Raw genomic sequence first — 14487 nt, 5'->3', positions numbered from 1 at the left:
TGACACGGTTCGCCGCGCCGGGGTGATCATTTGGTCAACTTGCGGGTGCGGAACCGATCAGTCCACCGCGACCGCCCGCCTCAGCACGTCCTGCAGCATCTCCTGGGTCAGCCTGCCGGTGTAGGTGTTGTGCGGCGAGACGTGGTAGCAGCCGAACACGCGCAGGCCGCCCAGCGACACCTCGACCCCGTGCCCGAACTTCGGCCGCTCCGGTCCCAGCAGCGGCAGGAACGCCTTCCAGCCGAACCCGCCGAGGACCAGCACGGACCGCAGGTTCGGCAGCAGGCCGATCTCCTCGCGCAGGAACGGCGAGCACCGGTCGCGTTCCTCGGCCGTCGGCTTGTTGTCGGGCGGCGCGCACCGCACGGGTGAGGCCATCCGCACGCCGTACAGCTCCATGCCGTCGTCGCGGGACCAGGCCTCGGGCTGCGACGCGAGGCCCACCTCGTACAGCGCCCGGTAGAGGAAGTCGCCGGAGGGGTCGCCGGTGAACATCCGGCCCGTCCGGTTGCCACCGTGCGCGGCCGGCGCCAGACCCACGATCAGCAGTGAGGCGTCCATCGGGCCGAAGCCCGGCACCGGCTTGCCCCAGTACTCCTCGTCGCGGAACGCCGCGCGTTTCTCCACCGCGACCGACTCGCGCCACACGACCAGGCGCGGGCACGCTCGGCAGGCCGTTATTCGATCGTCGAGTTCCGTAGTGTTGCTCCTATGTCCGAGGAGAAGACCGAAGAGAAGCCCTCGTCTCCCGCTGATGACCTGGTCACCACCCAGCACAGCATCACCGTCAAGGGCCGCGAGCTGAACTACACCGCCACGGCCGGGCGTGTCGTGCTCAGGGAAGAGGTGATCAAGGACGGCGTGTTCGAGGGCCACAAGCCCAAGGCCGAGGTGTTCCTGACCGCCTACACGCTCGACGGTGCCGACCCGCTGCAGCGGCCGGTGACGTTCGCGTTCAACGGTGGGCCGGGTTCCGCGAGCCTCTGGCTGCACATGGGGCTCCTCGGGCCGCGCCGGGTGCTGAGCGGTGACGTCGGCAACCTCACCGCGCCGCCGTACGGGATCGCGGACAACGAGGAGAGCCTCCTGGGCGAGAGCGACCTCGTGTTCATCGACCCGGTGTCGACCGGCTTCTCCCGGGCGACCCAGGGCGAGAAGCCCGGCAGCTACCACGGCTACCAGCCGGACATCGACTCCATCGCCGAGATCATCCGGTTGTGGACGTCGCGCAACGGGCGGTGGATGTCGCCGAAGTTCATCTGCGGCGAGTCGTACGGCACGCTGCGGGCCGCCGGTCTGGCCGAGCAGCTGCAGCGCAAGCACGGCATGTACCTCAACGGCCTCATGCTGATCTCCTCGGTGCTGGACTTCGCGACGCTCGAGTTCAACGAGGGCCACGACCTCGGCTACACGCTCTACCTGCCGACGTACGCGGCGATCGCGCACTACCACGGCCTGCACGGCGACCGGCCGCTCAAGGAGGTGCTCGCGGAGGCGGAGGAGTTCGCGGTCCGCGACTACCCGTACGCCCTCGCGCGCGGCAACCGGCTCTCCGACGTCGAGCGGGCCGCGACGATCGAGAAGCTGGCGCGGCTCACCGGTCTGTCCGAGGAGTACGTGGACGCGGTCGACCTGCGCATCGAGCACATCCGGTTCTTCACCGAGCTGCTGCGCCGCGACCGCAGGACGGTCGGCCGCCTCGACGGCCGCTTCACGGGCTGGGACAAGGACTACGGCCGCGAGGAGATCTCCGCGGACCCGTCCATCGACGCGATCCTCGGCCCGTACTCGGCGACGATGAACCACTACCTGCACGCCGAGCTCGGCTACTCGAACGACCTGCCGTACGAGATCCTCTCGCGGGCCATCGAGCAGTGGTCGTACAAGGAGTTCGAGGGCCGGCACGTCACCACGGCCGGCAAGCTCTCGGCGGCCATGCGCGCGAACCCGCACCTGAAGGTCCACGTGGCGTTCGGCTGGTACGACGGCGCCACGCCGTACTTCGCCGCCGAGCACCTCCTCGCGCACCTGCAGATCCCGAAGGAGCTCACCGCGAACATCGAGTCGGCCTACTACCCGGCGGGCCACATGATGTACGTGCACGAGCCCAGCAGGATCCAGCAGTCCGAGGACCTGGCGAACTTCGTGCGGAACTCGTCCAACACGTGATCCTGGACCTGACCGACGACACCGTCCTGCGTGAGCTGTGGACGGTGCAGCGACTGGCTTACGCGGTCGAGGCCGAGCTGATCGGCTTCGACGGCATCCCGCCGCTGCACGAGTCGCTCGACGACCTCAGGGCGTGCGGCGAGACCTTCCTCGGCCTGTACGACGAAGAGGGCCTCGCCGGTGCGGTGTCGTACCTGCTGGAAGGGTCCACTGTGGACATCTGCCGGCTGGTCGTGCACCCGCGGGCGCATCGCCGCGGCATCGCGTCCAAGCTGCTCGACGCGTTGCCGGACGGTCCGCAGACCGTCAGCACCGGTACCAGGAACGAACCCGCGCTCCGGTTGTACCGGAAGCGCGGGTTCTCCGAGACCGGCACGCGCGAGATCGCCCCCGGCGTGTCGATCACCGACCTCGAACGGGGAGTCCGCTGATGCGGGACCGCTTGGGCCCGTTCCGCGACGAAGCGGCCGCGCGGGGCATCCCCGCCGGCGACGTCGAACGGTGGCTGGCCACCGCCCGCCCCTGCGCGACGCTGACGCGCGACGGCGACGGGCCGGTCGTGGGCCGGTTCGGCGGTCCGCTCCTGCTTCCGGCCGACGTCCCCGACCCCGCCCACCCGTACGTCGCCTCCATCGACTTCGCGGCCCTTCCCTCCGGTGTGACGGACCTGCCCCTGCCCTCCGACGGCCACCTGCTGCTCTTCGCCTTCCCGCAGATCGACCACACCGGCGCGGGCGGTGCGGTGCACGTCCCCGCCGGCTCGGCCGTGGTGGAGCGGGACAAGCTCGCCTGGGACGGCACCGGGTGGGAGGAGAACGAGCGGATGATGGCGGCGTTCCCGCAGGGGCCGCTGCGGGTGAGGGCCGACGTGTCGCTGCCCTTCCACAAGTACGTCGAGCTGCCCGGCGAGCCGTGGGGCGACGCGTTTCCCGAGCACCCTCGCTCCGAGGAGCTCGTCGAGGTCTGGGAGGACACCCGCGACCGGATCGCTCCCGAGGGGGCGTTGCAGCTCGGGGGCTACGCCGATGAGGTGGACGTCGAGAACGACCCCGTCGCGTTCGCCGTGAAGTGCGCGGTGGAGGCCGGGTGGGGCGGATCGGACGACGCCGCGGACTGGGTGCTGCTGGCCGATTGGCAGATGGACGTGGACGACTACGAGTCCGCCACCGTCCACTGGGTGATCCAGCGCGAGGACCTGGCCGCGCGACGCTTCGACCGCGTGTTCGCCGGCTTCAACGAGAACCCCTGACACGAAGGAGGGGCCGCACCCGGCAGGCACGGCCCCTCTTCAACCACACTTCTCAGACGACCGCGCGCTCCTCGGCGAAGTGGCACGCCGCGGGGTGGCCCCCGTTGCGCGACACCAGCTCCGGCACCTCGGTCGCGCAGATGTCCTGCGCCTTCCAGCACCGCGTGCGGAACCGGCAGCCCGACGGCGGGTCGATCGGCGACGGCACGTCACCGGTCAACCGGATGACGTCGCGCCGGCCGCGCTGGGTCGGGTCCGGCACCGGCACCGCGGACAGCAGCGCCTGCGTGTACGGGTGCATCGGCCGCTCGTAGATGTCGTCCTCGGTGCCGATCTCCACGATCTTGCCGAGGTACATCACCGCGACGCGGTCGGACAGGTGGCGCACCACCGACAGGTCGTGGGCGATGAAGACGTACGACAGGCCGAACTCGGTCTGCAGGTCGCCCAGCAGGTTCATCACCTGCGCCTGGATCGAGACGTCCAGCGCCGACACCGGCTCGTCGCACACGATCACCTTGGGCCGCAACGCCAGTGCGCGGGCGATGCCGATGCGCTGGCGCTGACCGCCGGAGAACTGGTGCGGGTACCGGTTGATGTGCTCCGGGTTCAGGCCGACGATCTCCAGGAGCTCCTGGACCTTCTGCCGGCGCGAGCCCTTCGGCGCCACCTCGGTGTGGATCTCGAACGGCTCCCCGACGATGTCGCCGACCGTCATGCGCGGGTTCAGCGACGTGTACGGGTCCTGCAGCACGATCTGGATGTCGCGGCGCAGCTTGCGCAGCTCCGCACCCTTCATCGCGAAGATGTCGCGGCCTTCGAAGCGCGCGACGCCCGACGTCGGAGGCTCCAGGCGCATCAGCACCTGGGCCAGCGTGGACTTGCCGCAGCCGGACTCGCCCACGACACCGAGGGTCTCGCCCTTGTTCAGCGAGAACGAGACGCCGTCGACGGCCTGGACGTGGCCCACGGTGCGCTTGAACAGCACGCCGACCCGGACCGGGAAGTGCTTGACGAGGTTCTCGACCTCGAGGATCGGCTCAGCCACGAGCGACAACCTCCTCCGCGATGTGGCACCGGCTGGTGCGGCCCATGCCGAGATTGTGCACGGTCGGCACCTCGGTGACGCACCGGTCGAACGCGCGCGGGCAGCGCGGGTTGAACGGGCAGCCGGGCGGGATGTTGGTCAGCGACGGCGGCAGACCCTTGATCGTCTTGAGCTCCTGGCCCTTCAGGTCGAGCCTGGGCAGGGACTCCAGCAGCGACTCGGTGTACGGGTGGCCCGGCGCGCGGAACAGCTCGTACACGTCGGCGTGCTCGACGATGCGGCCCGCGTACATGACCGAGATCCGGTCCGCGACGTCGGCGACGACGCCGAGGTCGTGGGTGATCAGGATCATGCCCATGTCGCGTTCCTTCTGGATCTCCGCCAGCAGGTCCATGATCTGGGCCTGCACGGTGACGTCCAGCGCGGTCGTGGGCTCGTCCGCGATCAGCAGCTCCGGGTCGAGCGCCAGCGACATCGCGATCATCGCGCGCTGCCGCATACCGCCGGAGAACTGGTGCGGGTAGTCCGAGACCCGGCCCTTGGCGTTCGGGATCTTGACCTGGTCGAGCAGCTCGACGGCGCGCTTGCGGGCGTCCGCTTTGGACATCCCGCGGCGGACCTTGAGCTGCTCCTCGATCTGGAACCCGACCGTGAACACGGGGTTCAGCGCCGAGAGGGCGTCCTGGAAGATCATGGCGATGCCCTCGCCACGAACCTCACGACGTTCCTCCGCGGACTTCTTGAGCAGGTCCTCACCGCGGAACTTGATCGAACCGTTGGTGATGAACGCGGGCGGCATGTCCAGGATGCCCATGATCGTCTGTGCGGTCACGGACTTGCCGGAGCCGGATTCACCCAGCACCGCAAGGGTTTCGCCCGCCGAGACGTGGTACGAAACGCCGTTGAGCACCTTCGCCACACCGTCGTGGGTGCGGAATTCCACGTGGAGATCCTCGACCTCCAGCAATGGCTGAGTCACGAGATCTCCCTATCGGGACTTGGGGTCGAGGGCGTCGCGCACGGCGTCGCCGAGCATGACGAAGGCCAGCACGGTGACGGTCACGAAGCCCGCGGGGAACAGCAGCATGTGCGGTGCCGACTGGAAGTAGTCGCGCGACTCCGAGATCATCACGCCCCACGACACGACCGGCGGCCGCAGGCCGATGCCGAGGAACGCGAGCGTCGCCTCGGCGCCGATGAACGCGCCCAGCGCGATCGTTCCGTACACGAGCACCGGGGCGATCGTGTTCGGCAGCAGGTGCCGGAAGACGATGCGCATCGGCGAGGCGCCCAGGCCGCGCGCGGCCTTGACGTAGTCCTGCTGCTTCGCCACCAGCGTCGCGGAACGCATGATGCGCATGACGACCGGCCACGACAGCACCGCGATCGAGAGCACCACCTGCGTGACGATCCGGACCACACCGGGGTTCTCGCTCGGGGCGTTCAGCGTGGTCAGGATGACGATCGCGCCGAGCACGAACGGGATGCCCGCGAAGATGTCCGCGAACCGGGACAGCAGGCTGTCGATCCACGTCTTCGCGTAGCCCGCGATGATGCCGACGAACGAACCGATGATCACGGTCAGGATCGTCGAGAAGATGCCCACGAGCAGCGACGCACGGGCGCCGTACATGGCGCGGGCGTAGACGTCGTAGCCCTGCAGGTCGTAGCCGAACCACGCCTCGGCGGACGGCTTCTGCAGCGACTTGTCGAGGTCGGCGTGCCGCGGGTCGACCGACGTGAACAGCGACGGCCAGATCGCCATCACCACGACGATCAGGATGATCACCAGCGAGATGATGAACGTGGGCTTGCGCCGCAGCTCACCCCACGCGTCGCTCCACAGCGAGCGGGGCTTGCGCTGCTTCTGCGACGAGTCGTCGACGTGGCTGAGCTGGTCCACACCGGCCGCCGCGGCCGCCTCGAGTCCGGTGCCGCCGGACACGGATCCTGGGTCACTCATAGCGAATCCTCGGGTCGAGAACGGCGTACAGGAGGTCGACGAGCAGGCTCGCCAGCAGGTAGACGAGCACCAGCAGGGTCACGATGCCCGTGACCATGACGCCTTCCTTCTCCTGGATGCCGCGGAAGATCAGGCCGCCGATGCCGTTGATGTTGAACACGCCCTCGGTGACGATCGCGCCGCCCATGAGGCTGCCGAGGTCGGTGCCGAGGAACGTGATCACCGGGATCAGCGAGTTGCGCAGCAGGTGGACGCCGACGACGCGGGTCTGCGGCTGGCCCTTGGCGATGGCCGTGCGCACGTAGTCGGAGCGGCGGTTCTCCACGATGCTCGTCCGCGTCAACCGGGCGACGTAGGCCATCGAGAGGCTGCCGAGCACGAAGCCGGGAAGTATGAGCTCCCCGATCGTCGGGTCGGTGCCGACGGAGGTGTCCATGATGTCGAAGCCCTGCGGGCCGAGGTAGAGCCTCAGCACGAAACCGGTGACGAACACCGGCAGCGAGATCAGGAACAGCGTCGACACCAGGACCAGGTTGTCCAGGAAGCCCTGCTTGCGCAGACCGGTGAGGACGCCGGCGATGATGCCGATGACGGCCTCGATCAGCACCGCGATGATGCCCAGCTTGAAGGTGATGGGCCACGAGATGGAGATCTGCTCGCCGACGGACACCCCGTTGAACGTGGTGCCGAAGTCGCCGGTCAGCAGGTTGCCGAGGTACTTGAAGTACTGGACCAGCAACGGGTCGTTGAGGTTGAGCTTTTGGCTCATCTCCGCGATGTAGGACGGGTCGCACGGCCGCTGACCGCACTTGCCGGAGAACGGGTCCTGCGGAATCGCCCAGACCAGGGCGTAGATCAGAAAAGTGGTCCCCAGGAAGACCGGTATCAGCTGCAGCAGACGGCGCAGCACATAGCGACCCATGAGGTCGGCTCCTTGCGTGGTGGGGGGCGCCGGACCCTGAGCCTGAACACCCCTCCGGCCCCGCGTCCGCAACGCTTGGCGGACGCGAGGCCGGAAAGGTCACTGCTCAGACATCACTTGCTCAGGTTCAGACGTGTGCTTCGGCGGTCGGCTACTTGGCCTTGACCCGGAACGCGGCGAGCTCGGCGTCACGGGTGAAGGTCAGCTTGGCGGCGAGGAGGTTCTTCGACCGCGCGCCGATGCCCTTCTCGTTCCAGGTCGGGATGGACGGCATGTCCTTCGCGATCTGGTCCTCCGCCTGCTGGTACAGCTTGATGGCCTCGTCCGGGTTGGCGGTGCCGTCAGCCTTCTCCAGCAGCGAGTCGACGACCGGGCTCGAGTAGTTCGAGTCGTTCGAGGAACCACCGGTGCGGTACAGCGGGTTCAGGAAGTTCTCGATCGACGGGTAGTCGGCCGACCAGTCCGAACGCGCCATGCCGGTCAGCTGCTTGCCGTCGACGATCTGGCGGAACGCACCGAAGTTGGTGGCACCGACGAACTCGCACTCGACACCCAGCGCCTGCTTGATGCTGTTGCACGCCGCCTCGAGCGGCTCCTTGCGGCCACCGTCCTGGTTGGACTGGATGGTCAGCTTGCCGGTGAAGCCGGACTCCTGGAGCAGCTGCTTGGCCTTCTCCGGGTTGTACTTGCAGTACTCACCGCAGACGTTGTCGCGGTGGCCCTTGATGCCGGGCGAGACCCAGCCGGTGGACGGCACGTAGGAGCCGGCCAGCACGGTCTTGGTGATCTGCTCGCGGTTGATGGCCATCGAGATGGCCTGGCGGAGCTTCACGTTGTCCTTGAACGCCGGGATGTAGTACGGCAGGGCGATGGCGCTCTGGCCCAGCAGGTTGGCGGTCAGGACCTGGTCACCGAGGTCCGCCTTGTACTTCTCGCCGACCTTGGCCGACGGCGGCAGCGCCTCCATGAAGTCCAGCTTGCCCGCGACCAGGTCCTGGTACGCGGTCTCCTGGCTGGAGTAGATCTTCACGTCGAGGGTCTTGAAGTGGACCTTGTCCTCGAGCTTGTAGTCGTCGAAGCGCTCAAGCTTGATCAGCGCGTTCGGCGTGCGGGAGACGAACTTCATCGGGCCGTTGCCGATCGGCTTCGCCTCGAACGCCTTCGGGTCCGCGAAGAACGCGTCCGGCAGCGGCGAGAACGGCTGGTAGCCGAGCATGATCGGGAAGACCGAGTTCGGCGCGCTCAGCGTGACCTCGAACTCCGTGTCGCTGACGACCTTGAGGCCGGACATCGTGTCCTTGGCCGGCTTCGCCTTCTCGTCCTCGGGGTGGACGTCCTTGTAGCCGTCGATCGGCGCCATGAACGAACCGGCCTGCTGCGCGTTGGGCGCGTACGCGGCGTAGTTCCAGGCGTCGACGAAGTTCTTGGCCTTGACGTCGGTGCCGTCGTGGAACTTCTGGCCCGGCTTCAACTTGATCTTGTAGACCTTGGCGTCGCTCGAGTCGATCGACTCCGCGGCCAGGTTGTACGTGGCGCCGTCCTCAGGCTTGTACCCGACCAGACGCGTGAACAGGGCGTCGGTGATCTTGCCACCGCCGGCCTCGGTCGTGTTGGCCGGGAACAGCGTGCTCTTCGGCTCGGTGCCGTAGATCGACACGGTGCCATCCGGGTCTTCCTTGCCCCCAGCAGTGGACGAACCCCCACCGCCGCCACCGCACGCGCTGAGCGTCATGGCCAGCGCGACTGGCAGAGCCACCCACGCAACCCGTGATCGCGACATCAGTCTCTCCCGCCTTTCCCCGGCGTCGCCGCAGTTATTGCGTGCGCACGCCTCCCCGGGAGGTCTCGTCCACCTCCCAAAACGTGAGAGGACGTTAACCGGGGTGTCCAGGAGTACGCGCATCGAAAGCGGTTACAAACTCGTCACGATCACCTCAAGTCGACCTTAATTCTCCGCTAGACCAGCGAAAACGCGATGCCGTCGAGGATGTCGTGCTCGCTGCACACGAGCGCGCGAATACCCGCGCGATTCGAGAGCTCCTCGGCAATCGCACGCAGAACCAGCGCTCCACCGCAGATGACGTCCACCCGTCCGGGGTGCATGGGTCCGAGCGAGGCACGCTCATCATGCGTCATGGAGAGGATACGGTGCGTGATTTCTCGAACATTGTCAAGTGTGATTCGGCTGAGGTGAATATCGTCGCTGTTGTACACCTCCAGCCCCTGGACCAGGGCTGACAACGTCGTGACGGTGCCGGCGACGCCAATCCACGTCCGAGTCTTCTCGACCGGGACGATCTCGAACGCCGCTTTGATCTGCTCGCGCGCAAACGCTTCCGCCTCGGCGATTTCGTCCTTCCCCGGCGGATCCGACTTGATGAACCGCTCGGTCAGCCGAACGCACCCGATGTCCATCGACCGCGCGGCCTCCACCTCCGTGCCGGTGCCGAGGACGAACTCGGTGCTGCCACCACCCAGATCGGTGACGAGGAAGGGTCCCTCGTCCGGGTCAAGATCGGCCACCGCACCGAGGTACGACAGCCGCGCCTCCTCGTCCCCGGTGATCACCTCCGCGGGCGCGCCGAGGACCGCCTCGGTCATGCTGAAGAACTCCTCGCGGTTGCTCGCATCGCGAGTGGCACTGGTGGCCACCATCCGTGCCCGCTCGACTCCCTTGCGTTGCATCGTGCGCGCGTAATCCTCGAGAGCCGCCTTGGTGCGCTGGATCGCGTCGGGATGCAACCGCCCGGTCGCGTCGACCCCCTGCCCGAGCCGGACGATCTTCATCTCGCGGTGCACGTCCCGCAGCCACGCGGTCCCGTCGTCCCGCAACGTCGCGTCGGCCACGAGCAGCCTGATCGAGTTGGTCCCGCAGTCGATGGCCGCAACGCGCGCCATGGTCACCCCTACCTGTTGTGCCGGTACTCCTCGGCAAGCATGGCGTAGACGTAGAGGTCGCCCCACTCGCCCTGAATGATCCCGAAGTCCCTGAAGTGCGCCTCCCTGCGCATGCCCAGCCGTTCCATCAACCGCCACGACGGCTCGTTGCGCGGATCACACCGGGCGACGATCCGGTGCAGCCCGAGCTCCTCGAACCCGAGCTCCAGCATCCTGGCGGCGGCCTCACTCGCGTAGCCGCGGCCTTGGTGGTCGGGGTGGAGGCTGAACCCGATCTCGCCCTGGCGGTCCTGCGCGCTGAGCCACTTGAGCACGACGTCACCGATCACCGGCCCCTCCGGCAGCTGCACGACCAGCGCGATCCGCTGCCCCTCCTCCGTCAGCTCGGTCTCGTTCGCCCGCCCCGCGAGCAACTCCGCGCAAGCGGCTCTGTCCGGCGCGACGCTGTAGAGGTAGCGCTGGACGTCCGGCCGCGAGCGGTAGGCGGCGAAGTCGTCCAGGTCGGCCGGCTCGAACGGACGCAGCACGAGCCGCTCCGTCCTCAGTGGATAGTCAGGCTTGAGCACGCCGGTACTCCTCTTCGAGCATCGCGTAGACGTAGAGATCGCCCCACTCGCCCTTGAAGATCTCGTTCTGCCGGAAGTGCGCCTCCCTGCGCATGCCCAGCCGTTCCATGAGCCGCCACGACGGCTCGTTGCGCGGATCGCACTCGGCGACGATCCGGTGCAGCCCGAGCTCCTCGAACCCGAGCCGCAGCATCCGTTCCGCGGCCTCGGTGGCCAGCCCCTTGCCCCCGAACTCGGGGTTGAAGCCGTAACCGATCTCGCCCTGCCGGTCCTGCGCACTGAGCCACTTGAGCACGACGTCGCCGACGACCCGCCCGGCCTCCGGCCAGTAGGCGGCCAGCGCGAGCCACTGTCCCTCCTCGGTCAGCTCGGTCTCGCCCATCCGCTTGGCGAGCAGCTCCGCGGCCTGCTCGCGGTTCGCCGCCTCGCCGTAGAGGTAGCGGTAGACGTCGGGGCGCGAGCGGTAGGCGTAGAAGTCGTCGAGGTCGGTCAGCTCGAACGGGCGCAGGAGGAGGCGGTCGGTCCTCAGCGGGTAGTCAGGCTTGAGCACACCCTCACCCTGCCAAGGACCGCCGCCCCGCGCCTCGCGATTTTGAATCAGAGGTGCATGGACGCCGCATACAGCTTGGTGACGTCCTGCGCGCTCATCGCTCCCGAGTAGACGCGGACGTCGTCGACATCACCCCCGACTCGACGTCCGACCTGGAGAGCACCCGTGCCGTTGTCCGTCTGAAAGCCGGCCTGCGCGCTGTTCTGCTCGGTGCCCTGGACGTACAACGTGATCGTGCCGGTGACCGCGTCGTACGTCGCCGCGAGGTGCACCCACTTGTTCGCATTGGCCGACCTGTAGGAGAGAGCGACCGAGCCGTCAGGAAGCTGGAAGCCCCATGTGCCGGTGTCCGGCCGGTAGCCCAGCACGAAAGAGGAGTCCCCCATCGTGACGACAGCGGACTCGGCGTCGCCGAAGGCTCCGTGCCGCACCCAAGCGGACACGGTGTAGGACCGGTCGGTCCGCAGGTTCTCCGGACGCGGGCCGGTCATCGTGCCGGTGCGCGAATCTCCGAAGCGAAGCCACTTGTCCCTGCTGGTCAGGATCTGGTTCGGGTCGTCGGGATCAACCGGGGTGCTCCCCCAGCCGACATCGCCGGACAACGTGCCGTTCTGCCCGCTGACCTCGTCCTTGGTCGTGGTGCCGGTGAGCTCGTCAAGGCTGTAGTGCGCACGCAACACCGCGAAGTTGCTCTGCTTCGCCGCCTCGGCCGCGCTCAGCGTGCGGTCCCACACCTGGACGTGGTCGATCGTGCCCGCCAACTGACCGACGCGGGCACCACCGCTCTTGCCTGCGCCGACGACGAAAGGCCCAGACGCGTTCGCAAGCGTCACGTCCGTCGTGCTGTCAAGCTTTCCGTTGAGGTACAAGGACATCTTGTGTGCACTCGGGTCATAGGAGCTCACCAGGTGCATCCACATCCCGACCTGTGCCGGACTGGCGGAGTACCTCAGGGAGAAGCCGCTCTCGCTGTCACCGTCCTGGCTCGCGACGATGTAGGGGGTGTTCGCGTTGTCGAACTTCACCCACGCCGACACCGCGAAGGCTCGCGAGGTGTCGATGAGCGCCGACGCGGTCGACGAGAACGAGCTCGTGGTGTTGACCAGACCGTTCTTCGCGTACCCAGGACCGAACGCCGCGCCGTTCAGCGTCAGCGGGTGCCCGTTGCCGGTCGTGTCGGCCGCGGTCGTCCCGCCGAGCTCGTCGAAGTTCCAGGCCGCCACCGGCCGGGACAGGTCGGCGACCATGAAATCGTAGGTCTGGGCAGGTGAGGGGTGTCCGGCCTTGTCGTACGAGCGCACGTAGAGAGTGTTGGGGCCGCTCTGCGTTGGCGTGATCGGCACGTCGACCGCACCGCTCGCCTCGACCCGGTTCGCGAAGGTGTTCGTGTTCAGCGACCAGCCGTAGCGCACGACATCCGTCGAACCGTTGGGAGAGAACGTGAAGACGCCGGTGTGACCTGGGCTGCCGTTGAAACCGCCCTTCGGGTAGTCAGTCGACGACACCACAGGTGCGTTGGGAGCAACGGAATCCACCTGGAACTCGCAGTCGCCGACCCACTTCGACCGATGCTTGCCGTCGGTCGCGCGGACGTCCCAGCGGTAGACGGTGTCGTCCACGAGAACGCCCTGCGGCAACGTCGCTTCGGCGTACGAGCCCGACGGCACGTCCTTCGCCGTCAGCTCGGCGACGCGCGTCTCGCCTGTGCGCACCACGAAGTCCGCGCTCAGGAGTTGGTTGTTCCCAGGCAGCTTCGCGCGCAGCCTCGGCGTCTGCGTGGCCAGGACGGGCCGGTCGACCCCAGTGCGGCAGGGCAAGGCGTCCGCGCCGTTCGGTCCCCACCCCTCCATCCCGAGATCGATCGGCGGGTTCGGACAGGCTGCGGCGCTCGCAGCGGTTGAGCCGAAGAGCATGACGGCAGCAGCGAAAACGGGCAGAGCAAAGCTCCACCCTCTGACGTTGAACATCCGTCCCCCCACTGCCGGATCCCTCCGGCAGCCTGATCACTGGTTCCCCGACCTGTGCTGGAGCAGCATGGATGATCCGAGCAGGAAAGGGAATAGGTCAGTGGCGGGAACTTCGGCTCACGCCCTTCACACGTCGGAGAAACGCGTCCGCACCTACACCCGCGCACGACGGCGGACGGGCGGGCGATGTCCCTTACTGTCGCGGATGTCGATGCTGTGGCCTGCCTCAGCACACTCGCGTCCGGTAGCGCTGAACCATGAATGTTCCGGTGCTGAATAACAACAGCAGGACTTCGAAGGCTCGGACCTCAAGGTCATATCACAGAGACGATCAGGCCCCAGAAACAACCCGACCCGTTACGGCACGAAAGAGAAAAACGACCGCGGCAACGCGCGGTCGTTTTTCAAATTCTACTCAGCTCGAACTATTCAAGAACGAACCTCTGCTTCGTGTACTTAATCATCTCCTCGAGGGCTACGAGCTCGATCTCTCCGTCGACACTCACGTATAGCGCCCGCGACGAGTCCCCGTCGTACTGCGTGATTGCAACAGCGGGCCCACCCTCGATGACGAACTCGAAACTGTCGCCATCGCCGTGACTGACCGAGGTGACCCGAAAGGTGCGCCCTCCGAAGATTTCGTCTTTCATACTACCCTCATCATGTCAAAAATCCGACAAACTTGCCCTCTGGCGTCCACCTTGCTCCAATACCGTTTTCGCCTATGCGGAAGGTGTCAAGGTCATCGCGCCACCTACCATCCACTCGACCTCGCGAAACCGATCGCACCGTGTCCGGATGAGTCAACAGGTCTTCGACGAAGAACTGTCCCGACCGGTTGAAGCCAGCCTCATCGGTCTTCTCCGGCTTGAGGTGCGCCCATGCACCCGCTTCATCCGGGCGGCCCAATTTCTTGGTCAACGCATGGCCCGCTGCAGTGTATGAGGTTTCCTTGTGTGTTGCCTCCGCCGCTGCTGCGAGATCGTCGAGACTCGTCAGTTCATCGCCGCAGTTGTGAACGAGAATGCGCGCCGAACCAACCACGACGTGATAAGTGTGCACGCCGTCGATGGTGAGGTCGTAGACCGGTTGAATCTGAGCGTAGCGCTGGACATCAGCCACCACCGGCCGCGATCCGTCCGGCGAGCGCAGGTG

The 14487-nt window shown here is 67.0% G+C and carries 15 protein-coding genes; 3 read left to right on the top strand and 12 right to left on the bottom strand.

What is annotated here, in order from left to right; translation table 11 throughout:
• Positions 1 to 57: 57 nt before the first annotated feature.
• Positions 58 to 654, bottom strand: a complete 597-nt coding sequence (locus ACWEIJ_RS27180; protein ID WP_449840315.1) for a uracil-DNA glycosylase — start codon at positions 652 to 654, stop codon at positions 58 to 60.
• Between the two features lie 57 nt (positions 655 to 711).
• Here ACWEIJ_RS27180 and ACWEIJ_RS27175 point away from each other — a divergent pair, with 57 nt between their 5' ends.
• The 3 genes from ACWEIJ_RS27175 to ACWEIJ_RS27165 are packed head-to-tail and all read left to right on the top strand — an operon-like array spanning position 712 to position 3418.
• Positions 712 to 2169 (top strand): S10 family peptidase, encoded by a 1458-nt coding sequence (locus ACWEIJ_RS27175; protein WP_449840063.1) that lies wholly within the window; start codon positions 712 to 714, stop codon positions 2167 to 2169.
• Entirely contained in the window at positions 2166 to 2600 is a 435-nt protein-coding gene (locus tag ACWEIJ_RS27170; protein ID WP_449840062.1) for a GNAT family N-acetyltransferase, read from the top strand. Before ACWEIJ_RS27175 ends, ACWEIJ_RS27170 begins: the two co-directional genes overlap by 4 nt.
• Complete coding sequence (locus ACWEIJ_RS27165) at positions 2600 to 3418, top strand: DUF1963 domain-containing protein (protein WP_449840061.1); 819 nt, start codon at positions 2600 to 2602, stop codon at positions 3416 to 3418. The genes ACWEIJ_RS27170 and ACWEIJ_RS27165 overlap by 1 nt, the downstream gene beginning before the upstream one ends.
• A gap of 52 nt (positions 3419 to 3470) precedes the next feature.
• Here ACWEIJ_RS27165 and ACWEIJ_RS27160 read toward each other — a convergent pair whose 3' ends face one another.
• The 11 genes from ACWEIJ_RS27160 to ACWEIJ_RS27110 all read right to left on the bottom strand — a co-directional run.
• Complete coding sequence (locus ACWEIJ_RS27160) at positions 3471 to 4466, bottom strand: ABC transporter ATP-binding protein (RefSeq protein WP_449840060.1); 996 nt, start codon at positions 4464 to 4466, stop codon at positions 3471 to 3473.
• On the bottom strand, positions 4459 to 5445 hold the full coding sequence (locus tag ACWEIJ_RS27155) for an ABC transporter ATP-binding protein (RefSeq protein WP_449840059.1): 987 nt from the start codon (positions 5443 to 5445) through the stop codon (positions 4459 to 4461). Before ACWEIJ_RS27155 ends, ACWEIJ_RS27160 begins: the two co-directional genes overlap by 8 nt.
• Before the next feature lie 9 nt (positions 5446 to 5454).
• Positions 5455 to 6429, bottom strand: a complete 975-nt coding sequence (locus ACWEIJ_RS27150) for an ABC transporter permease (RefSeq protein ID WP_449840058.1) — start codon at positions 6427 to 6429, stop codon at positions 5455 to 5457.
• Complete coding sequence (locus ACWEIJ_RS27145) at positions 6422 to 7351, bottom strand: ABC transporter permease (protein ID WP_449840057.1); 930 nt, start codon at positions 7349 to 7351, stop codon at positions 6422 to 6424. The genes ACWEIJ_RS27150 and ACWEIJ_RS27145 overlap by 8 nt, the downstream gene beginning before the upstream one ends.
• A 151-nt stretch (positions 7352 to 7502) precedes the next feature.
• Complete coding sequence (locus ACWEIJ_RS27140; protein ID WP_449840056.1) at positions 7503 to 9131, bottom strand: peptide ABC transporter substrate-binding protein; 1629 nt, start codon at positions 9129 to 9131, stop codon at positions 7503 to 7505.
• A gap of 176 nt (positions 9132 to 9307) precedes the next feature.
• Complete coding sequence (locus ACWEIJ_RS27135) at positions 9308 to 10249, bottom strand: Ppx/GppA phosphatase family protein (RefSeq protein ID WP_449840055.1); 942 nt, start codon at positions 10247 to 10249, stop codon at positions 9308 to 9310.
• Positions 10250 to 10257: 8 nt separating this feature from the next.
• Complete coding sequence (locus ACWEIJ_RS27130) at positions 10258 to 10815, bottom strand: GNAT family N-acetyltransferase (RefSeq protein WP_449840054.1); 558 nt, start codon at positions 10813 to 10815, stop codon at positions 10258 to 10260.
• Positions 10802 to 11365, bottom strand: a complete 564-nt coding sequence (locus ACWEIJ_RS27125; protein ID WP_449840053.1) for a GNAT family N-acetyltransferase — start codon at positions 11363 to 11365, stop codon at positions 10802 to 10804. The genes ACWEIJ_RS27130 and ACWEIJ_RS27125 overlap by 14 nt, the downstream gene beginning before the upstream one ends.
• A 47-nt stretch (positions 11366 to 11412) precedes the next feature.
• Positions 11413 to 13215, bottom strand: a complete 1803-nt coding sequence (locus ACWEIJ_RS27120) for a LamG domain-containing protein (protein ID WP_449840052.1) — start codon at positions 13213 to 13215, stop codon at positions 11413 to 11415.
• Positions 13216 to 13757: 542 nt separating this feature from the next.
• Positions 13758 to 13982 (bottom strand): hypothetical protein, encoded by a 225-nt coding sequence (locus ACWEIJ_RS27115; RefSeq protein WP_449840051.1) that lies wholly within the window; start codon positions 13980 to 13982, stop codon positions 13758 to 13760.
• Between the two features lie 10 nt (positions 13983 to 13992).
• On the bottom strand, positions 13993 to 14487 hold a 495-nt coding region (locus ACWEIJ_RS27110; protein ID WP_449840050.1), incomplete at its 5' end, for a hypothetical protein.

The sequence above is a fragment of the Lentzea sp. NPDC004789 genome (assembly GCF_053601075.1).
Note: the sequence above shows the minus strand (reverse complement) of the source record. Positions and strands in the feature narration are given on the sequence as shown.